Source organism: Pseudomonas segetis (assembly GCF_900188155.1).
Classification (GTDB): Bacteria; Pseudomonadota; Gammaproteobacteria; order Pseudomonadales; family Pseudomonadaceae; genus Aquipseudomonas; species Aquipseudomonas segetis.
The window spans coordinates 887,911-907,035 of the sequence record NZ_FZOG01000001.1 but is presented as its reverse complement, the minus strand read 5'-3'; the positions used below and the strand labels follow the sequence as shown (position 1 = coordinate 907,035).

18 protein-coding genes are annotated in these 19,125 nt (G+C 56.3%); 8 read left to right on the top strand and 10 right to left on the bottom strand.

All coding sequences use genetic code 11. From position 1 onward, the window contains the following. Nucleotide 1: 1 nt before the first annotated feature. Nucleotides 2–499, top strand: coding sequence for a methylated-DNA--[protein]-cysteine S-methyltransferase (locus CHB79_RS04185; RefSeq protein ID WP_089359199.1), 498 nt, complete (start codon nt 2–4; stop codon nt 497–499). Here CHB79_RS04185 and CHB79_RS04180 read toward each other — a convergent pair. Then, nucleotides 494–676 (bottom strand): PLDc N-terminal domain-containing protein, encoded by a 183-nt coding sequence (locus CHB79_RS04180; protein ID WP_010483482.1) that lies wholly within the window; start codon nt 674–676, stop codon nt 494–496. The two genes, CHB79_RS04185 and CHB79_RS04180, sit on opposite strands and share 6 nt — an antisense overlap. Nucleotides 677–788: 112 nt before the next feature. Here CHB79_RS04180 and CHB79_RS04175 point away from each other — a divergent pair, with 112 nt between their 5' ends. Beyond that, on the top strand, nt 789–1,217 hold the full coding sequence (locus tag CHB79_RS04175) for a group II truncated hemoglobin (protein WP_089358976.1): 429 nt from the start codon (nt 789–791) through the stop codon (nt 1,215–1,217). Nucleotides 1,218–1,279: 62 nt separating this feature from the next. Here the strand turns inward: CHB79_RS04175 and CHB79_RS04170 are convergent, their stop codons facing one another. Next, the gene (locus CHB79_RS04170) at nt 1,280–3,583 is read right to left on the bottom strand and encodes a tetratricopeptide repeat protein (RefSeq protein WP_089358975.1); all 2,304 of its coding nucleotides are present in this window, start codon (nt 3,581–3,583) and stop codon (nt 1,280–1,282) included. A gap of 369 nt (nt 3,584–3,952) precedes the next feature. On the opposite strand from CHB79_RS04170, the gene qhpR reads away from it, so the two are divergent. Then, entirely contained in the window at nt 3,953–4,996 is a 1,044-nt protein-coding gene (gene qhpR, locus CHB79_RS04165) for an AraC-like transcriptional regulator QhpR (protein WP_089358974.1), read from the top strand. Nucleotides 4,997–5,065: 69 nt separating this feature from the next. Here qhpR and CHB79_RS04160 read toward each other — a convergent pair whose 3' ends face one another. Both CHB79_RS04160 and sohB read right to left on the bottom strand, forming a co-directional pair. Beyond that, on the bottom strand, nt 5,066–6,055 hold the full coding sequence (locus CHB79_RS04160) for a YhdH/YhfP family quinone oxidoreductase (protein WP_010483473.1): 990 nt from the start codon (nt 6,053–6,055) through the stop codon (nt 5,066–5,068). 68 nt (nt 6,056–6,123) lie between these two features. Beyond that, on the bottom strand, nt 6,124–7,143 hold the full coding sequence (gene sohB / locus CHB79_RS04155; RefSeq protein ID WP_089358973.1) for a protease SohB: 1,020 nt from the start codon (nt 7,141–7,143) through the stop codon (nt 6,124–6,126). A 364-nt stretch (nt 7,144–7,507) separates the two neighbouring features. On the opposite strand from sohB, the gene CHB79_RS04150 reads away from it, so the two are divergent. The 4 genes from CHB79_RS04150 (at nt 7,508) to CHB79_RS04135 (ending at nt 10,774) form a co-directional block, all read left to right on the top strand. After that, a complete protein-coding gene (locus tag CHB79_RS04150; protein ID WP_010483469.1) occupies nt 7,508–8,218 on the top strand; it encodes a histidine phosphatase family protein in 711 nt (236 codons plus the stop codon). Nucleotides 8,219–8,273: 55 nt separating this feature from the next. Next, complete coding sequence (locus CHB79_RS04145) at nt 8,274–8,585, top strand: SCP2 sterol-binding domain-containing protein (RefSeq protein WP_010483467.1); 312 nt, start codon at nt 8,274–8,276, stop codon at nt 8,583–8,585. A 330-nt stretch (nt 8,586–8,915) separates the two neighbouring features. Continuing rightward, nucleotides 8,916–9,983 carry a phosphotransferase family protein gene (locus CHB79_RS04140; RefSeq protein ID WP_089358972.1) on the top strand — a complete coding sequence of 356 codons (1,068 nt, stop codon included), beginning with the start codon at nt 8,916–8,918 and terminating at the stop codon, nt 9,981–9,983. A gap of 23 nt (nt 9,984–10,006) precedes the next feature. Continuing rightward, complete coding sequence (locus CHB79_RS04135; RefSeq protein ID WP_010483463.1) at nt 10,007–10,774, top strand: SDR family oxidoreductase; 768 nt, start codon at nt 10,007–10,009, stop codon at nt 10,772–10,774. Between the two features lie 72 nt (nt 10,775–10,846). Here the strand turns inward: CHB79_RS04135 and CHB79_RS04130 are convergent, their stop codons facing one another. Further along, nucleotides 10,847–11,494, bottom strand: coding sequence for a hypothetical protein (locus CHB79_RS04130; RefSeq protein ID WP_089358971.1), 648 nt, complete (start codon nt 11,492–11,494; stop codon nt 10,847–10,849). A 107-nt stretch (nt 11,495–11,601) separates the two neighbouring features. Here CHB79_RS04130 and CHB79_RS04125 point away from each other — a divergent pair, with 107 nt between their 5' ends. Next, complete coding sequence (locus CHB79_RS04125) at nt 11,602–12,381, top strand: TSUP family transporter (RefSeq protein ID WP_089359198.1); 780 nt, start codon at nt 11,602–11,604, stop codon at nt 12,379–12,381. On the opposite strand, the gene nudC is transcribed toward CHB79_RS04125, so the two are convergent. The 5 genes from nudC to dnaQ all read right to left on the bottom strand — a co-directional run bounded on the left by nudC (nt 12,349) and on the right by dnaQ (nt 19,121). Then, nucleotides 12,349–13,179 (bottom strand): NAD(+) diphosphatase, encoded by an 831-nt coding sequence (gene nudC / locus CHB79_RS04120; RefSeq protein WP_089358970.1) that lies wholly within the window; start codon nt 13,177–13,179, stop codon nt 12,349–12,351. The two genes, CHB79_RS04125 and nudC, sit on opposite strands and share 33 nt — an antisense overlap. Continuing rightward, the gene (locus CHB79_RS04115) at nt 13,179–14,855 is read right to left on the bottom strand and encodes a FimL-related protein (RefSeq protein WP_089358969.1); all 1,677 of its coding nucleotides are present in this window, start codon (nt 14,853–14,855) and stop codon (nt 13,179–13,181) included. The genes nudC and CHB79_RS04115 overlap by 1 nt, the downstream gene beginning before the upstream one ends. Before the next feature lie 50 nt (nt 14,856–14,905). After that, a complete protein-coding gene (locus tag CHB79_RS04110; protein WP_010483453.1) occupies nt 14,906–15,718 on the bottom strand; it encodes a crotonase/enoyl-CoA hydratase family protein in 813 nt (270 codons plus the stop codon). A gap of 249 nt (nt 15,719–15,967) precedes the next feature. Next, nucleotides 15,968–18,223 carry an Orn/Lys/Arg family decarboxylase gene (locus CHB79_RS04105; protein WP_089358968.1) on the bottom strand — a complete coding sequence of 752 codons (2,256 nt, stop codon included), beginning with the start codon at nt 18,221–18,223 and terminating at the stop codon, nt 15,968–15,970. 121 nt (nt 18,224–18,344) lie between these two features. After that, nucleotides 18,345–19,121, bottom strand: a complete 777-nt coding sequence (gene dnaQ / locus CHB79_RS04100; protein ID WP_089358967.1) for a DNA polymerase III subunit epsilon — start codon at nt 19,119–19,121, stop codon at nt 18,345–18,347. Between the last annotated feature and the right edge of the window lie 4 nt (nt 19,122–19,125).

Here is a 19,125-nt window from a genome sequence, read left to right as displayed (position 1 = left end):
GGTGTTCTACCGATACCACGACAGCCCAATCGGCCGCTTGTTTCTCAGTGGCGACGACAAAGGCCTTCAACAACTATTGATGGATGTACCGCGGCATCCATGGAACATCGGTGAAGACTGGCAATTTGCAGCCAGACAGTTCGATGATGTGTGCCTGCAACTGGATGAATACTTTGCCGGACGACGCCGACGCTTCGACCTGCGCCTGTCGCCCCAAGGCACGGTTTTTCAGCAAAGTGTGTGGAAAGCCCTGCAAGCTATTCCCTACGGCCAAACCAGCTTTTACAGCCGGCTCGCCGAACAGATTGGCAAGCCCAAGGCCGTGCGCGCGGTGGGCACGGCGAACGGTGCCAACCCGATTTCGGTGATCATTCCCTGCCACCGCGTCATAGGTCGCGACGGCAGCCTCACCGGCTATGCTGGCGGCCTGCAGCGCAAGGCGCAGTTGCTCGCCCTGGAAGGTGCCTCATTCCCCGAGCAGGCGCTGCTGTCCTTATAGCTTGACGTTGCCTCGCGGCCCCATGATCGCCCAGATAATCAAGCCAACAACTGGCAATAACAGCACCAGGATGACCCACAATATCTTCTTGCCGGTATCGGTATTACTCTTGACGATATTGATGATTGCCCAGATATCCAGGGCCAGAATTATCAGTCCAAAAATTTTAGATCCCATGTGCCGGCTCCCTGATTTAGGCTAATGCTCTGAGCATAGACTGCAATTGGCCTCTAATCGCAAACAACCGCGCCAGAGGCTGCACAACGCTGAAACTAGGACATTCATTGCCATGACCACAGCAAACCAATACGGCAACGCCGATGCCTCTTACCAGGCAGCCGGCGGTATTGAAGGTATACGTAGACTGGTCGATGACTTTTACCTGCTGCTGGACAGCGAGCCAAAAGCTGGAGAGGTGCGGGCAATGCATCCTGCCAGCCTGGATATGGCGCGCGACAAGCTCGCATGCTTTCTAAGCGGCTGGTTGGGCGGGCCCAGGCTGTATAGCGAAAAATACGGCTCGATCTCAATCCCGGCATTCCATGCCAAGTGGCCAATCGACCAGGCTCACAGCGAAGCCTGGCTGCACTGCATGAAGCTTGCCATAGAACGACAAGGCTACCCTGCCCCCTTCGCGGAGTATCTCTTGCGACAATTGCGGGTTCCGGCTGAACGGGTGGTCCAAGCCAGCGCCAACCGCCGAGCCGCGCAATCCTAGGCGTCATCCATAAATAGCCGTTCGCTTGCAGGCTTGCCATTTGAGCAAGCTTGCAAGCTGCCCTAGCGTGGACCGCCCTGCTTCTGCAGTTGCTGCAAGCGTGGGTCGTTCGGTGCAACCTGCTGCATGCGCTGGAAGTATTCAGCAGCTTTTTCACGATTGCCCGACGTGGCATTCAAAAACAGCAATGCGTAGAGCACATCCGCATCATTGGGGTTTCGCGCATTGCTCGCCTCCAGTGCTTTGACCGCCTGTTCAGGTTGCTGGAGCTTCATGTAGAGCAACCCCTGGTTGTACAGGACTCGCGGATTATCAGGCAGCTCCTCGGCGGCAGTACTCATCCACTTCAAGCCCTCCTCCGGCTTGCCTGACTCGACCAGCAACAAGGCGAACATATAGGCCAGGTTGCCGTGATCCCCCTTGGGCATATCAGGCAGCGCCAGGCCTTCGCGCAGCGCCTTGATCGCCTCGTCCTGGCGCAGGTTGTTATTCGCCAGTGTCACCAGGTTAACCCGCGCTGGCGAGAAGTAAGGATCAAGCTTCAATGCTTCACGGTACTGTTCAAGCGCCTCAAGTACACGTCCCTGGCGCTCCATCAGCACTGCAAGGTTAAGGCGATTGCCTGGCAGATCGGCATTGCCGCGCAAGCGTTTTTCATAATCCTTCAGCGCAGCCTGGAAGTCTTCGCGGCGATCCTTGGGCAGTGCGATCAGTGGAATACCGGCCAGGGCGCGCACGGCTTCATCTCTGACGGCCAAATGCGGGTCATCCATGAGCGGCAACAGATGCTTGACCCGATCGACAGGGGCCAAGCCGACAAAGCCTGAAGCTGCACTGGCGCGCACCCAGGCACTGTCATCCTTGAGAGCAGGCTCCAGTGCCGAGACAGCTGGCGCGCCCAGGTTCGAAAGCTGATCAGCTGCCGTTGCCCGTACGATTTCAGGTTTGCCCATGTCGGCAATCAAGCCAGCCAGTTGGCTAATCGAATCCGGATGGCCCTGGCGCACAGCCTGGAAGGCCTCACCATAATGGGTGGGTAACGCAGGTTTACCAAACCAACCCTTGATCGCATCAGCGGCCCACTTCGGCTTTTGATCGGTATGACATGCCGTGCAAGCATCCGGACTGCCGGTAACCTCATCCAGGTCGGGGCGTGGAATACGGAAGCTGTGGTCACGCCGGGGGTCGACCACCATGTAGGTCTTGCTCGGCATGTGGCAGTTAACACACTGAGCGCCTTCTGAACCAACCGGGTGATGATGGTGCTCAGGGGTATCGTAGTTTTTCGCCCGCAGGCTTGGAAAGCGCTCTGGCGGAGTTTCGGTATGGCACTGCAGGCACAGGCCATTGCCTTCAATCTTGACCTTGTTGCTGTGGGGGTTGTGGCAATCCGTGCATGTCACCCCGGCCGCAAACATTTTGCTTTGGGTGAATGAGCCATAGACATAGACCTCGCCGTCAATCTGGCCATCGGCATGATAAAGATCCGGACGCAAGGTCGACGGCAACATGGCGTTCAACAGCGGCTCCCCAGGAGCCGGCCCCACATCCAATGACTGGCGACGACTGTGGCAGCGTGCACATTGCTCGACCAGGCCGTGGCTGCCCAGTTTTTTGAAGTCGACCGACAATCCGATATCCGCAGCCGAGCTGTAGCTTTGCTCTGTAGGGGACTGCGCTTTGAGCTTGCCTGCCCAATCGACGTGCGCTTGTCCCGGACCATGGCAGCTTTGGCAGCCCACATTCTGCTCATGCCAGGTGGTCGCGAACGAGTCGGTTTTGTCGTCGTAGTTTTTTTGCAGGTTGCTTGAATGGCAATCTGCGCACATCGCATTCCAGTTTTGATAACGGCCCGTCCAATGCAGCCCGTCATCAGGCGTGAACTTCTGCCCTGGATACAAAGAAAACCACCGCTGGCCACCCGCAGCCTTGGTGCGGGCATCCCAAGCGATAGTCAGGCTTTGCAAGCGGCCGCGATCAAGCTCGACCAGATACTGCTGCAAGGGATCGTGACCAAAGGTGTAGGCAATCTCGAAATCCTTGAGCTTGCCGTCTTCACCTTCGATATTGACGAAGTACTTGTTGTCGCGCTTAAAGAATCGCGCCTTTACGTCGCCATCTTTAAAGGTCGCGTTATTGAAATTACCCAGGACACTCTCTGCCGTGGCCTTGCGCATCGCCCAATCATGGTCGGAGCCTTTCCAGTCTTTGACCTGCTGAGTGTGGCAAGCATCGCATGCACCCTCTGCTGCATAGCCTTCGGAATGTTGAGCCATAGCCGGAGCGGGTGACTCATTTGCCAACAGGGGGGTATTTCCCAGCGCGACCATCAGCAAACCAATCAGCAAAGTGCGAGCGTAAAACAAAACCTAATCCTTATTATGCTGGGGAGCTAACCCATTGAATCATCAGTGCGTCCTGTCGCCGATTGAATAGTCACTTCATTGCGTTTGCAAGCTTTACTCAGCAACATTTTGCGCATGGAGTTCTGCGCCCTGTAAATCAACCTAAAACTTGACATTAAATGACAACAACTAGACTATTAGCGCCACCTCAATTCGCTTGAAAGCAGCTGGCCAAGGCCGTGCGATACCGCAATACGCGGTGTGAATTATGGGCACTTCATTTTGCTCAATGGTTCTGCACCTGGCCAGGAAATTGCCCAAGCAAAGCCAGAGAATAGGGTTTAGCAACTTTTTGCCTGACCACCAGATAAAACAATAAATGGCCAAGGTATGACTGACTTTGCACGCGCCTCTGTGTTATCGGGTTACCACGAATTCGCCCTCAGCAAGGGGCTGGATCCCAGCGCGCTTCTCGCTGAAGCCAAGCTGCCCGCCGATGTCCTCGAAAGCCAGGAATCGATGATTTCATACCGCAAGTTTGTCAACTTGCTGAACATCAGCGCGCAAAGAAGCAATGACGCCTTGTTCGGCCTGCACTATGGCCTGCACCAGGGTATCAGTGTATTTGGGCCGCTGATTTACTTAATCCGCAATGCACGCAATGTTGGCGATGCACTGCGTGACCTTGGCAATTACTTCCATCTGCACATGGGCGCCGCCGAAGTTCGTATCGAAGTTCAAGGCAACCATGTATTGCTCTGCTATCACACAGAAGAACAGAACTTACTGGGCCTGCCCCAGGCGGCTGAACTTGCCATTTCAGTAGGTGCTCAACTGATGCGTACCCTGCTTGGCACGCGCTGGCGACCACAAGGGGTGCTGTTGCAGCATGCAGCGCTCGCCAACCTGAACAGCTACCGGCGCGCCTGGGATGTGACGCCTCAGTTCAACAGCCCCTACAACGCCTGGTTGTTTGACGCAAAGCTGCTGGAGACGCCCTTGAGCTCTGCCGATGAGGAGTTGCACAAGGTCCTGCAAAAGCACTTGGACAGCCTGGATGAGCTGCAAGTCAATGAACTGCCCAGCTACGTGCAGCAACTGCTGCGTAATTTCCTGCCCAATGGCCGTGTCACGATCGAACAGGTTGCTGACTATATGATGCTTAGCAGCAGAACCTTGCAGCGCTATCTGGCCGAAGAACAAACCTCATTCCAGGACTTGCTCGACCAAACGCGACAATCTTTGGCAACGCGCTACCTGCGTGACTCTTCAATCAGCCTGACCCAGCTTGCCGAACTACTGGGTTATTCGGAATTGAGCGCATTTTCACGCGCCTTTCAACGCTGGACGGGCATAAGCCCTCGCCAATGGAAAAAACAAAACACCCACCAACGTTCGATCAAACGCCTTCGAGTAACCTCAAAGCGTCAATAATGCTCGCTCTTCATCAAACGGCTGTGCTTGAAGCACAGCCGATACCAATGCCTGACCTGGGCGACTGAACTACAAGGCCACCACTACGCGCCCGACCATCTGGCCTTCAAGCAGCTTTGCCAAGGCTTCAGGCACTTGCTCAAGGCTGATCTCTGTCACCAGGTTGTCCAGGGTATCGAGCTTCCACTCATTCGCCAGCTTGTTCCAGACCGCTGTTTTCACCGCCAGCGGCAACTCCACCGAGTCAACGCCAAGCAAATTGACCCCACGTAGAATAAACGGCAGCACGGTGCCATTCATGTCGACACCCGCCGTCAAGCCGCATGCGGCCACACTCGCACCGTAGCGTAGTGACTTGACCAGGTTACACAGGATCGCACCGCCAACCGTATCGACGGCTCCGCCCCACTGCGCCTTGAGCATCGGTCGCTCTTCGCCTTGCTGAAGCTCGCTGCGCAATACCACCTCGCTGGCCCCGAGAGCTTTGAGAAAATCACTCTGCCAAGCCTTGCCAGTGGAAGCTGTCACGCTATAGCCAAGCTTGGTCAACAGCGACACTGCAACAGTGCCGACGCCACCCGTGGCACCGGTAACCAGGATAGGTCCGGACTCAGGGTTGGTGCCTACCGACTGCAACTTATCAATGCACAGCGCAGCCGTGAGGCCAGCAGTCCCCAGGACCATGGACTCGCGCAGGCTCAGGCCTTGCGGACGCTTGACCGCCCAGGTTGCAGGAATGCGAATGTATTGAGCCAAACCACCCGCAGTGTTCATGCCGAGGTCATAACCGGTGACGATCACTTCATCGCCGGCCTTGAAGTCACTGACGCCGGAGTGCTCCACGACCCCGGCTGCATCGATGCCAGGGGTGTGCGGGAAATGCTTGGTCACCGCCTTGCTTCCGCTGGCGGACAATGCATCCTTGAAGTTGACGGAGGAGTACTTGACGCGAATCAACAAATCACCCGCCGGCAAGTCGGTTATGTCGCGCTGAACAACCACTTGCTCAAATTGACCATCGGACTTCTCCCGCGCAATCAACGCATTGAACTTAGTCATCACAACTCTCCAGAAACTATCCATGGGTTATCAATCAAGCGTCAGCTGTTTTGGCGCAGGTCCAAGGCTTACCAGAAACGCTGCTGAGTGAGACGGCTTAGCCAGTTCAAAACAAACTTGTCGAGGGCGATGCTGGCACCAATCCCGACACGCTCCTGCAGGCTTTTCTTCTGCGAAAAATGCAGATGGAACAACTCGGCTTGCTTGGCCCGGCTGGCAAGGTACTCATCGCTGGTCTTCAACTCATCGACCAGCATTTTTTCCTGAGCGGCCATGCCCAGCCAGACCTCGCCAGTGGCAATGGCATCAATATCAAGCTGCGGCCGATAACGTGAAACAAAGCCTTTGAACAGCTCGTGCGTAGTTTCCAGATCGTCCTGGAACTTCTCCCGCCCCTTATCGGTATTTTCACCAAAGACCGTCAGGGTGCGCTTGTATTCACCGGCGGTGAGTACCTCAAAATCGATTTCATGCTTTTTCAGCAGGCGGTGCACATTGGGTAACTGTGCGACCACGCCAATAGAACCAAGAAGCGCAAATGGGGCAGAAATGATCTTCTCGCCAATGCACGCCATCATATAACCACCACTGGCAGCAACCTTGTCGATGCAGACGGTCAAGGGCACGCCCGCATCACGGATGCGCACTAACTGCGAGGAAGCCAGCCCGTAGCTGTGAACCATGCCACCGCCACTTTCCAGACGCAGTACAACCTCGTCCTGGGCAGTGGCAATACTCAACAAGGCTGTGATTTCGTGACGCAGGTTCTCGGTTGCGGAGGCCTTGATATCTCCGTCGAAATCCAGCACGAATACCCGAGGCTTGCTGCTTGGCGATTTCTTCTCCAGCTTGGCCGCCTTGCTCTCGGCCTTATGCCGCTGCTTGAGCTGGTCCTTGGTCAACACAGCCTCTTCAAGGCCATGGCGCAGTTGCTTGTAGAAGTCATTGAGCTTTTTGATCTGCAGGTGCCCAGGCGCACGCCGGCCCTTGCTGCGCGCGGCACCGATGGCCACCAGCACCATCAGGATCGCCACCACCAAAGTGACCGTTTTGGCCAAGAAACCTGCGTAATCAGCAAGAAAATCCACGTCATCCCCTCAAGATATGTCCAACACTACAACGCACACCGCGCTTCCGAACACCGTGCCGGAGGCTGCTAGGCGGCAGATCGACCAAGCATACCGATCTCCCCCGGTAACGCCTAGCAAGAGGGACAAACCTAATAACAGCGACAAATGCCAACTCATACAGCAAGGCTCAGGTACTAGGCCCAATGCAGCGCATCAGCTATTACAAGGCGATAGCTGCTGAATAGCTCGATTATCCAGCAACTTGATCGCGAGGCAGATGGTGCAACACAGAGATTCAAACAAGCGTATGTTTTTTCGTTGACAGTATCCCTGTGAAGCTCATACCCTCATTAAACTTCAACGTACCTGGATACCAGCGCACGTGGGCAAAATTTACCTGATTAGACACGGCCAGGCCTCCTTTGGCATGGATGACTACGATGTACTGTCACCGATTGGAATCCGCCAGGCCGAGATCGTTGGTGCGCACCTGGCAGCGCAAGACATAAGGCTTGATCGCTGCTTCAGCGGCAGCTTGAAACGCCAGCAACACACGGCTACCTCAGCCCTGGCCGCGCTTGGTAGCCTGGGCAATGCAACACCGCAACTGCAGATTGACCCGGCCTTTAATGAGTTTGATGCCGAAGCCGTTATTCGCACCCTACTGCCGGACATGCTGCCGGAGGAACCCCACGCACTGGAGGTATTACGCAACGCGGTACACCACAGGAGTGAGTTCCAACGCTTGTTCGTCCGCCTGATCGGACGCTGGATCAGCGGCGAGTACGACACGCCTGAGCTGCAAAGCTGGGCCAGTTTTGTGAATCAAGTCAGCCAAGGCCTCAACCGCGTGCTCGAAAGCGCCCATGACAAAGAAAACATTGCAGTCTTTACCTCGGGCGGAACCATTACCGCCCTGCTCCACCTGATAACTGGAATTGGCCCGGACAAAGCCTTTGAGCTTAACTGGCAAATCGTTAATACCTCATTGAGTTGCCTGCGCTTTCGCGGCAACCAAGTGAGCCTGGCTTCCTTCAACAGCAATGTGCATTTAACGCTGGAGAAGACCCCAGAACTCATCACCTATCGCTGAGTTCTGAACCCATGCGCCACAGGCGCAATAAAACCTGAAAATAAAGGAACACACCATGAGCGTTGCAGACATCGTCCAATCCATGAATTCCAAGTTCAACGCCGGTGCCGCAGCTGGCCTGGACCTGGTTTTCCAGTTCAACATCGAAGATGGCGAAAACCACTATCTGGTCGTCAAAGACGGTACTTGCGCCGTTCACCAAGGCGAAAGCGATGACGCCAACGTGACCCTGATCATGGACACCGAAACCCTCAAGGGCATCACCAGCGGTGAAACCGACGGCATGCAGGCCTTCATGGCTGGCAAGCTGCGCGCCGAAGGCGACATGATGCTGGCAATGAAACTGGGCGAACTGTTCCCGGTTTAATAACCGCTTGATGACCGGCCGAGCCAGGTGACTTGTTACTCAAGCACCCGACTCACTGCTTTGATCAAGACTGTTATGCAGACATCTGTAGAACCGGAGCCTTGGCTCCGGTTTTTTTTCACCAGAAACAAGCCCAGCCGATAATCAGGAAGACCGCCTATCCTTACCAACCAATGGTCGTGGACGCCTCAAACTCATGGCAAGAATCAGGCACCTTGATTAAGTAGAAACACTCCCATCTATAACGATGTGAATTGCTTGTCGCCGCATACGACCGATATTAGATTAGTCAATAATCCAAGCCCATAATCATAAGCAAAAGGGATAAAAATGGCGCTTACTGATCAGTCCACCCGCATCCGAGAAGGCGAAGAACTTGATGCGGCGACCATAGACAGCTACCTCAAGGCACATATTCCCGGTCTGACCGGCACGCCGCGCATCAGTCAGTTTCCGGGCGGCGCCTCGAACCTGACCTATTTGCTTGAATACCCGGACAAAGAGTTTGTACTGCGCCGCCCACCATATGGTCACAAGGCCAAGTCGGCCCACGATATGGGTCGCGAGTTCCGTATTCTCAATCAGCTCAATGACGGTTTTCCCTACTGCCCCAAAGCCTATGTGCACTGCACAGATGAGAGCGTGATTGGCGCCGAGTTCTACGTCATGGAGCGGGTCAACGGCATTATCCTGCGCTCTGACATCCCTGCCGAACTCAATTTTGACGCGCAAAAAACTCGCCAGTTGTGCATGAGCTTCATCGACAAGCTGGTCGAGCTGCACAACGTTGACTACCAGGCCTGCGGCCTGGGTGACCTGGGCAAGCCTGAAGGCTACGTGCAACGTCAGATCAGCGGCTGGTCCGACCGCTATGAAAAGGCCCTGACGCCTGATGCACCGCTGTGGGAACCGGTCAAGGCATGGCTGTGCGACAAAATGCCTGCCGATCATCACAAGCCAGCAATAGTGCACAACGACTACCGCTTCGATAACGTCATCCTCGACCCGAATAACCCGATGCAAATCATCGGCGTGCTCGACTGGGAGCTGACCACCATTGGCGACCCGTTGATGGACCTGGGCAACACCCTGGCCTACTGGATCGAAGCGAACGACTGCGCGCCCATGCAGCTGATGCGACGCCAACCGAGCAATGCGCCGGGGATGCTCACGCGCCAGGAATTCGCCGATTACTACGCCGAGCGTGCTGGCATCAAAATCGCCAGTATCGATTTCTACTACACCTACGGCTTGTTCCGCCTGGCCGGTATTGTCCAGCAGATTTACTACCGTTTCTACCACGGCCAGACCCAGGACAAACGCTTTGCGCAGTTCATCCAGATGAACAAGTTGCTGGAGCAAATGAGCCTGCAGGTCATTAATAAATCACAGCTTTAGGCTAGTCATTTCAGGAGAATTGTATGTCCAAGACGCAACTGTTTGACCTCGACGGCAAGATCGCATTTGTTTCAGGTGCAAGCCGTGGCATTGGCGAAGCCATTGCCAAGCTACTGGCCCAGCAAGGCGCTCATGTAATTGTTTCCAGCCGCAAGATCGAGGGCTGCCAGGCGGTTGCCGACGCGATCATCGCCGAAGGCGGAAAAGCCACAGCCATTGCTTGTCACATTGGCGAAATGGAGCAAATCCAGAACGTTTTCGCGCAGATTCGCGAGCAGTTTGGCCGCCTGGATATCCTGGTCAACAACGCGGCGACCAACCCACAATTCTGTAACGTGCTTGACACCGATCTTTCGGCTTTCCAGAAGACCGTCGACGTCAACATCCGCGGCTACTACTTCATGTCCATCGAAGGCGGCAAGCTGATGAAGCAAAATGGCGGTGGCAGCATTATCAATGTTGCCTCAATCAACGGCGTGTCGCCGGGCGAGTTCCAGGGTATTTACTCGGTCACCAAGGCGGCGGTCATCAGCATGACCAAGGTCTTTGCCAAGGAATGCGCACAGTTCGGCATTCGCTGCAATGCGCTGCTGCCGGGCCTGACAGACACCAAGTTTGCCTCGGCACTGACCAAGAACGACTCCATTCTCAAGGTTGCCCTGCAACGCATCCCGCTCAAGCGAGTAGCTGACCCAAGCGAAATGGCAGGTACCGTGCTCTACCTGGCCAGTGACGCTTCCAGCTACACCACGGGCGTTGCGCTGAATGTCGATGGCGGCTTCCTTTCATAGCAAGCTCGCAACATACCCGCCTATAAGCAAAAGGGACCAACAAGGTCCCTTTTGCTTAGGCAGATCAGTGGATCACTTCCAATCCTTGAGCGCCTGTTTTGCGGCCGAATTCATCGGCTCCGCCAGCAAGCCGGTTGGCGTCAGGCTGACCCTATATTGTGCATTGTCGGCAATCGGCAGGTAGGTCACGCGTAGCGCCTGGGGATCGAACATCATCAGGTCGTGCTTGCCCAGGCGCAGCCAGCGCCACAGATCAATACCATACGGGCTTTGCGCAAGCTCGGCTTGGGCATGTACCGACATCGACTGCTGTTCAATGGCAAGGAAGCGCCCCGTGAGCTTTTGCAGGCGATAGCCAGGCTTGAGGCCAATGAGTTCAGCAATGCCTTTCCAGCGCAGCAAGCGTGCATCCAGTTGCCACAGGTCACCCTGAATAATGACGTTGTGAGTGGCTTCGCCTTCGGTGACCTGTACCTGGTACCTATCGCCATCGGCCTTGAAGCTCAGGGTCGCCAGCGGCCCGCTTTCCGGTAACGGCGAATAGCTGTAGAGGTCGTAGGCAACCAAGCCGACCAGAACCGCCAAGCCCAGGAAAAACAAGCCACAGGTGCCACGGAGCCAACCAAGCAACCAATTGCCGCCAAACAAAATGCGTGCGGCAACCAGCACCGTTAAAACCGCCAGTAACGCTGTTACCCAGGCCAAGCCATCGTATTGCATCAAGCAGATCCCTTATTGATGAAAATGCTGGCATTATGCGCAGCGACTGCCACACCGCCCAGCGCCAGAGCTGAACAATCGAACACAGGTCTTGTTTTCTTATGCTACTGCCTTTCGAGCTTGCTGTTGACCCAACCACTTTACTAATTCTGGTGGGCGTCGCATTTATTGCCGGTTTTATTGATGCAATTGCCGGCGGCGGTGGTTTGCTGACCATTCCTGCACTGCTCACCGCTGGTTTACCGCCGCACTTGGTGCTGGGTACCAACAAGCTGAGCTCTACATTTGGCGCCGCCATTGCCAGCTACACCTTCTATCGGCGCAAGCTGTTCAACCCGGTCAACTGGCGCAACGCATTGATTGGCACTGCTGTTGGTGCCCTGCTGGGCGCGGCAATCGCCCAATGGCTGCCGGCCGAGTGGCTTAACCAGATGCTCCCGGTCGTAGTCTTTGGCTGTGGCCTGTACCTGTTGTTCGGTAAATCACCGGACGCGCCCCTGAATCCCGATGCACCAATCGCCAAGGGTCGCCAATGGCCACAAAGCATCAGCCTCGGCTTGTATGACGGCGTTGCCGGCCCAGGCACGGGGGCATTCTGGACTGTCAGCACACTGCTGCTCTACCCGCTTGACCTGGTCCGCGCCAGCGGCGTTGCCCGGACCATGAACTTTGTCAGCAACATTTGCGCGCTGGCGATATTTATCGCCAGCGGCCAGGTCGCCTGGATACTGGGCATCTGCATGGGCTCAGCCCTGATGGTTGGCGCTTATATTGGCGCACGCACCGCCATTAGAGGTGGCTCCAGGTTTATTCGCCCGGTGTTTATATTGGTGGTATTGGCGTTGACGGCGCGTCTAGCTTGGCAGCACTGGTTCGGGCATGCCTAGCCGGCGCGCCACATAGACGTCGATCAGGTAACGGGCAATTGAGCGGCTGGCGGGCAATGGCGGCAGCTCATGCACACTGAACCACTGCGCATCTTCGATTTCTTCTGGCTGCATGACGATATCACCAGCGGCATATTCAGCATGGAAGCCAAGCATCAATGAATGCGGAAACGGCCAGCCCTGGCTGCCCAGATACTGCACGTTCTTGACCTGGATGCCGACCTCTTCGAATACCTCGCGTTCAACGCACTGCTCCACCGACTCACCCGCTTCGACAAAACCAGCCAAGGTGCTGTAGATGCCGCTGACAAAGCGTGGGGAACGCGCCAGGAGGATTTCATCGCCACGTGTGACCAAGACAATCATGCTCGGTGACAAACGCGGGTAATGGCGCAACTCGCAACGCGGGCATTGCATGGCTCGCTCACCCGGCACTTGCTGCATCGCCGTTGCACAACTGCCGCAATAACGATGCTCGCGCGACCAGGTGCCTATCTGAGCGGCATAGCTGAGCAGGCGGAACATATCCGCATCGCCTTCAAGCATCACCTGGCGCAGGCTGTGCCAACTGAAGGCTGGCAGCTCGAGCGCGGATTCAAGCTCAAGCAAGAAAATACTGTCGCCGTCAAAGTGGCCGATTCCGTGCTCGGCTATCACTTCAATGTCTTGTTTTTTCAGCCACTCTCGCGGGAACAGGACACCGTTACTGTCGGCCAGGAAGTGTTGCCTGCAATGGGCAATCGCCCAGCCGCCGGGCTGGCGATGATCAATAATAGCGGGCTGCCAGCGGTTGTTCATCAGGCGGCAACCGTAAGGCCCAGCGTACGCACGCTATCAGCCGCAAGATCCAGCACGCTGGGGCGCGTCTCTTCTCGCATCACAGCCCCGGCTTCCAGGTAATACTCGAGGCTGCTGAGGGCGTCGGCCAGGGTTTCAAGCATGTGTTCGCTCGGCATTTGGGTGGTATCGACCATCTGCGTCTGGATGTATGAAGCGCACGCGCCGATCAACTCGGCAGCACGCTCCTGCCCGAGAAACCACAGGCCGCCACGCACAGCCTGGAGACTAAATGGCACATTGGACAGGTGCATGCGATCACCGTTGGACTCAAGGTAGGCGGTAATTGCCCGCTTACTCAAGGCCAGGCCCGCTTGCGCCTCATCGATCACGACTATTCGTGCTTCGAGTAATTGATGATAGGCAAAGAGTTCGGCCTCGCTACGTTGCGGCTCGACCGCTGGGCGCATGCGCGGCTGGTCCGTATCCAGGCTGGAAACCATGCCTTCGACATAGAGAATGGTATCTGCCAGCTTATGCAACTCGGCAACAGGCGGCACGCTGCCCTCGCTCCACGTCGCGACAACCAGGACTTGCTCGCTGAGCGAGTTACCCGCCGAGCTTAATCCGACCATGCCCAGGGTTTTGCTCATTTTGCCGAGCAAGGCATGCAGGCTGGTCAGGACATCCGCTTGCACGGTGCCGCGCTCAATCAGGTCGAGCATGTCCTTGACGCTGGAAAGCTCTTCGCGGATGGCAGCGCTGAGCGAACGCATCACCGATTTACCAGGCCCAGCCAGGCGCTGTGATTCTTCTTCGATCAGATGATCGGTAAACGGCAGTGGTGTCAGGCCGAATACAGCCCGCAAAGCAGAGACTTGCGGGCCATTGCTGTCGGACAAGGCAACCAGATAAAGCAGTTCCTTGAGCAAATTGCGCGGCGGCTCATAACTGCTGTTGAGAAACATCTTCTTCAGTTCGCGATCAACCCGTCCGAACAATTGCTTGCGCGGCTGACGAGCAAGCAGCAGACCCTCATTTTGCGCTTCCAGGGCGGCTGCACAAATCCAGCAGAGTCGGCCACGCGGCTCGTTGGCAAACAGTCCATCAAGGCGCTGCATGGCCCGGGTCATCAGCTTGAGACTGCTTTTCGGATTCGGCTCGCGAATAAAGCCCAGCAGCCCGACCTGATACATCTGACGCAAGCGCCGCCCTTCTACTTCCTTGGCGGCTGCATCCAGCGCCGCCGACGCTATGCGCGGACGCGGCTGATCAAGGCGCACGCTAAAAAAGAAGCTCTCGGGCAAAGGCTGCTGGCCACCGGCCTGGCGCAGATCGTTTATGGCAGGCAGCAACAGCTCAGGCATTTCCTGGCGATGCACATCAACATTTTCAAGATAACGACGCAGTACATGCAGGGCATTGCTCAGCGCGGCAATCTGCACATCACGCTCTTCACCGGCACCGGCTGGAATATCAGTGGCCTGGTCGAGTACTTCCTGAGCCAGAAGCTCAGCACCGGCCAATTCGATCAAATTGAGTGTGCCGCGCACCTGGTGCAGGCTTTCCACCGCTTGTTGCAGCAGGCTGCCGTTGTTGCGCTCAAGAATAAATTGCTCAAGGCTCGATTCAGCCTCGAACATCGTCGTAAACAGTTCATCACGTACCAGGTTAAGCGAAGTAGCACCGGAAACCATGAGCTATTGCGCCTCCCGCGCTTTGGATATTGATAATTGCGGGCACTGCATCAGTCGGCGAACTCCGGCTTTTGCTTGCTCATATGAGCAGCCATGGCGACACGCAGGTCGGCCGACTGCAACATGGCGGCGTTCCAGGTAGCGATGTACTCAAGGCCATCATCGACACGATGGTCGCGCATATAGCGAATCATCTCTTTAGTACCGCGGATGGCAACGGGTGACTTCTCGGCGATCTGCCCAGCAAGCTGCATGACGCCGTCGAGCAATGCCGATTGATCGGCGTAGGTGCGGTTGACCAAACCGATTTCACGGGCTTCATGACCGTCGATTGTACGTCCGGTAAAGGCCAGCTCACGCATCATGCCGTCGCCGATAATGCGGGGCAGCCGCTGCAAGGTTCCAACATCGGCAGCCATGCCCATATCGATTTCCTTGATCGAAAACTGCGCATCTTCGGTGCAATAACGCATGTCGCACGCCGACACCAGGTCAATCGCCCCACCCAGGCAATAGCCCTGGATCGCCGCCAGCACAGGTTTGCGACACTGGTCCACGGCGTTGAAGGATGCTTGGAGCTGAAGAATTTTGCGCCGCAGAACGTCGGCATTACGGCCAACATCCTTACCAAGGTCATTAGCGACTTGGGCCAGCATCATCAGGTCGATGCCCGAAGAAAAATGCTTGCCTGCACCTGAAAGCACGACAACCCGAACCTCGTCCGTCTCATCGATCCAGCGGAAGATCTCGATGATTTCCGACCAGAAATCCACGTTCATCGCGTTGATTTTTTCCGGGCGATTGATTTGCACATGGGCAATTTTATCTGCCAATTCAACCTGAAAGGCTTTGTATTCGGCCATGGCTTGGTTCCTCAGCGGCAGGGGTGGCGCGCAAAATTTTCTTCTAGTTACAGCCGCCCAACTATAACAAGCACGGCATAAATGTCGATCCTATCCATTGTGACGCAGGCCACCTTCTCAGGCTAAAGCATCACTTTGACTGCTACAGCTAACATATTGATCTATCGAAAATAGCCATCAGCCGAGTCTGATCGACTGATGGCGACTCCACAGGGCAGGCATGCCTGATCAAGGCCTGTAGCCGAGCATTTACTGGCTGATGCAGTCGACGGTATACACCACTCCGTCAGCATCCTCGCGACGCTGCAGCCCGTGCACATCGGCATCAAAGCCCGGGAAGCTGTTATCGAAACGACGGGCGAATTCCAAATAATCAATGATTGAGCGCGTGGCGGCGGTAAACCGCTCGCCCGGCATGATCAGCGGGATACCTGGCGGATATGGAACCAACATCACGGCGGCGATGCGACCTTGCAACTGACTCACAGGCACCGCTTCAACTTCGCCGCGCACCAGCTGGTTATAGGCATCCGCCGGCTTGATGGCGACCTCGGGCAAGACCGTGTACATATGCTTGAGGGCCTTGGCCGTGGCGTTCTCCCGGTAACAGTCGTGCAGTGCATCGCACAAATCACGCAACCCCAGCCCCTGGTACTGCGCACCACCAGCCCTGGCAATGGATGGCAATACGCTGGTCAACGGCAAGTTGGCATCGTAGCTGCGCTTGAACTCCAGTAGCTCAGTGAGCAATGTGCTCCATTTGCCCTTGGTAATACCCATCGAGAACAACACCAGGAAGGAGTACAGGCCGGTTTTCTCTACAACCAGGCCGCGCTCCCAGAGGAACTTGCTGACCACGGCTGCTGGAATACCGCGTTCATCAAGCTTGCCGCCCGCTGTGAGCCCAGGCATGACCAAGGTAACCTTGATCGGGTCAAGCAGCACATAATCTTCGGCAATGTCACCAAAGCCATGCCAGTCGGCCTGCGGCTGCAACACCCAGTCGGCGGTTGCAACTTCATCGGTGCCCGAGGCTTGCGGCGGCTGCCAGATGGTGAACCACCAGTCATCGGCGCTGAGATTTTGCCCCAGGTTGGCCAATGCGCGTCGGAAGCTGAGGGCTTCGTCAAAGGTTTCCTGGATCAATGAGCGCCCCGCCGGGCCTTCCATCATCGCAGAGGCCACGTCGAGCGAGGCGATAATGCCGTACTGGGGCGAGGTTGAAATGTGCATCATGAAGGCTTCGTTGAAGCGATCGGTGTCGAGCTGGCGCACGCCGCCATCTTGCACATGAATCATCGATGCCTGGCTGAATGCTGCGAGCAATTTGTGCGTCGAATGGGTGGTAAACACCAGCGGCGTATTTTCAGTACAGCTGGTGCCCATGCCGTAGCGTCCGCTATAGAACTCATGGAAGGCAGCATAGGCAAACCAGGCTTCGTCAAAATGCAGCACTTCAACGCTGTCGCCCAGGGTTTGCTTGACCAGCTCGGCGTTGTAGCAGAGCCCGTCATAGGTCGAGTTGGTGACCACGGCCAGCTTGACCTTGGCTTCTCGACCCCGGGCAAGCGGACTGGCATCGATCTTTGCCTGAATCGACTCGCGACTGAACTCGCTCAAGGGAATCGGCCCGATAATCCCCAGCTCATTGCGCTCCGGGCACAGATACAGCGGAATGGCACCGGTCATGATGATCGAATGCAAAATCGATTTGTGGCAATTGCGATCCACCAGCACCAGGTCATCGCGGCCAACCATGCTGTGCCAGACGATCTTGTTGGCGGTCGAGGTGCCATTTATCACGAAATAGGTGTGATCCGCGCCGAAATTACGCGCCGCACGGGCCTCGGCCTCGGCCAACGGGCCGGTGTGATCGAGCAATGATCCCAGCTCCGGCACTGAAACCGAGAGGTCCGAACGCAGGGTATTTTCACCGAAAAACTGGTGAAACGCCTGCCCCACCGGGCTTTTACGGTAAGCCACCCCACCGCCGTGTCCCGGCGTGTGCCAGGAATAGTTGGACTGCGAAGTGTGTTGCACCAAAGCCTTGAAAAACGGCGGCAACAGACCGTCCAGGTAGTTGCGTGCCGCCCTGGCAACCTGGCGTGCGAGAAAGGGAACAGTGTCTTCAAACAGATAGAGAATGCCGCGCAACTGGTTCAAGTCAGCCATGGCCTCGGCGGGGGCATTTTCGATAGTGACTTGCTCGCCAAGGGCGAAAATAGGCAGTTGCGGGGCACGGGCGCGGGCAATGCGGATCAGCTCGACCATATCCTGCAGCAGGTGCTTGTTTTCCCCCGCACCTTCGGCGGTCACCAGGATGCAGGCCAGACCGTGATGGGTCGAGGCGACGATACGCCCTTCAGCCGAACTGGCCGTTGACAGAATGCTGAAACCATCCTGTTCAAGCTCTTGCGCAATCGCCCGCACCCGATCGCCGGCGACTGTGTCGGCCTTGATGTCGCGATGCACAATCAGTACAGGAAACTTTAGATCTTTATGCATTGTGTTGTCCCTGAAAGTGACAGGTCTAGGCCTGCCTATCACCTCAGGTTAGAGCCTGCGCAACGCTGGCGGAACCCCCCACTGCTTCACAGTGTACGAAAAGGTCGCGCGCGAATAATTCTCAGGACTCGGCCTCGACCTTGGGCTGATCCATCTGCAGCCACAATGGCAATGCTCCGGACGACTTTTCAATCGCTGCCAGACGCGCCGCATGCTCGCCCAGCTCCACTTCGTTGGCGGCAATGATTCTGGTCATGGGACGATCAGCAGCCAAGCGCTTGATTGGCGTAGGTTGCTGACGCCCACCGGTACCATCGCCTTCGGAGCCATCACCGGCCAAGGAAAGGTTGGTCTGCCCCCCGGTCATCGCCAGATAGACATCGGCCAGAATCTCGGCATCGAGCAAGGCGCCGTGCAGATCACGGCCCGAGTTGTCGACATCGTATCGCTTGCACAATGCATCCAGGCTGTTGCGCTGGCCCGGATGGCGCTCACGGGCCATCACCAGAGTATCGAGCACCGAGCAATGATCGGTCAGGTCGGAACGATCCTGGCGCCCTTGCAGCACAAACTCATTATTGATGAAGCCAATGTCGAACGGCGCGTTGTGGATGATCAACTGGGCGCCGTTGATAAAGTCAAAGAACTCATCGGCGATGTCTTTGAAGTGCGGCTTGTCGGTGAGGAACTCGTTGGTAATGCCGTGGACGGCGATGGCGCCTTCATCGATCTCGCGATCAGGCTGCAGGTACACATGAAAATGACGACCCGTTAGGCGCCGGCCGATCATCTCAACACAACCGATCTCGATAATCCGATGGCCATCGGTGACCGGCAAACCGGTCGTTTCCGTATCGAGAACTACTTTTCTATCAGCCGTTTGATTGTTAACCGTCATTGCA

What these genes read in the sequence shown, in the direction of transcription:
- qhpR (WP_089358974.1), top strand. Translation starts at nt 3,953, where the DNA reads ATGACTGACTTTGCACGCGCCTCTGTGTTATCGGGTTACCACGAATTC.
- CHB79_RS04145 (WP_010483467.1), top strand. Translation starts at nt 8,274, where the DNA reads ATGAGCGTTGCAGACATCGTCCAATCCATGAATTCCAAGTTCAACGCC.
- CHB79_RS04130 (WP_089358971.1), bottom strand. Translation starts at nt 11,494, where the DNA reads ATGCAATACGATGGCTTGGCCTGGGTAACAGCGTTACTGGCGGTTTTA.
- CHB79_RS04175 (WP_089358976.1), top strand. Translation starts at nt 789, where the DNA reads ATGACCACAGCAAACCAATACGGCAACGCCGATGCCTCTTACCAGGCA.
- CHB79_RS04160 (WP_010483473.1), bottom strand. Translation starts at nt 6,055, where the DNA reads ATGACTAAGTTCAATGCGTTGATTGCGCGGGAGAAGTCCGATGGTCAA.
- CHB79_RS04135 (WP_010483463.1), top strand. Translation starts at nt 10,007, where the DNA reads ATGTCCAAGACGCAACTGTTTGACCTCGACGGCAAGATCGCATTTGTT.
- CHB79_RS04140 (WP_089358972.1), top strand. Translation starts at nt 8,916, where the DNA reads ATGGCGCTTACTGATCAGTCCACCCGCATCCGAGAAGGCGAAGAACTT.
- nudC (WP_089358970.1), bottom strand. Translation starts at nt 13,179, where the DNA reads ATGAACAACCGCTGGCAGCCCGCTATTATTGATCATCGCCAGCCCGGC.
- CHB79_RS04105 (WP_089358968.1), bottom strand. Translation starts at nt 18,223, where the DNA reads ATGCATAAAGATCTAAAGTTTCCTGTACTGATTGTGCATCGCGACATC.
- CHB79_RS04110 (WP_010483453.1), bottom strand. Translation starts at nt 15,718, where the DNA reads ATGGCCGAATACAAAGCCTTTCAGGTTGAATTGGCAGATAAAATTGCC.
- CHB79_RS04115 (WP_089358969.1), bottom strand. Translation starts at nt 14,855, where the DNA reads ATGGTTTCCGGTGCTACTTCGCTTAACCTGGTACGTGATGAACTGTTT.
- CHB79_RS04180 (WP_010483482.1), bottom strand. Translation starts at nt 676, where the DNA reads ATGGGATCTAAAATTTTTGGACTGATAATTCTGGCCCTGGATATCTGG.
- dnaQ (WP_089358967.1), bottom strand. Translation starts at nt 19,121, where the DNA reads ATGACGGTTAACAATCAAACGGCTGATAGAAAAGTAGTTCTCGATACG.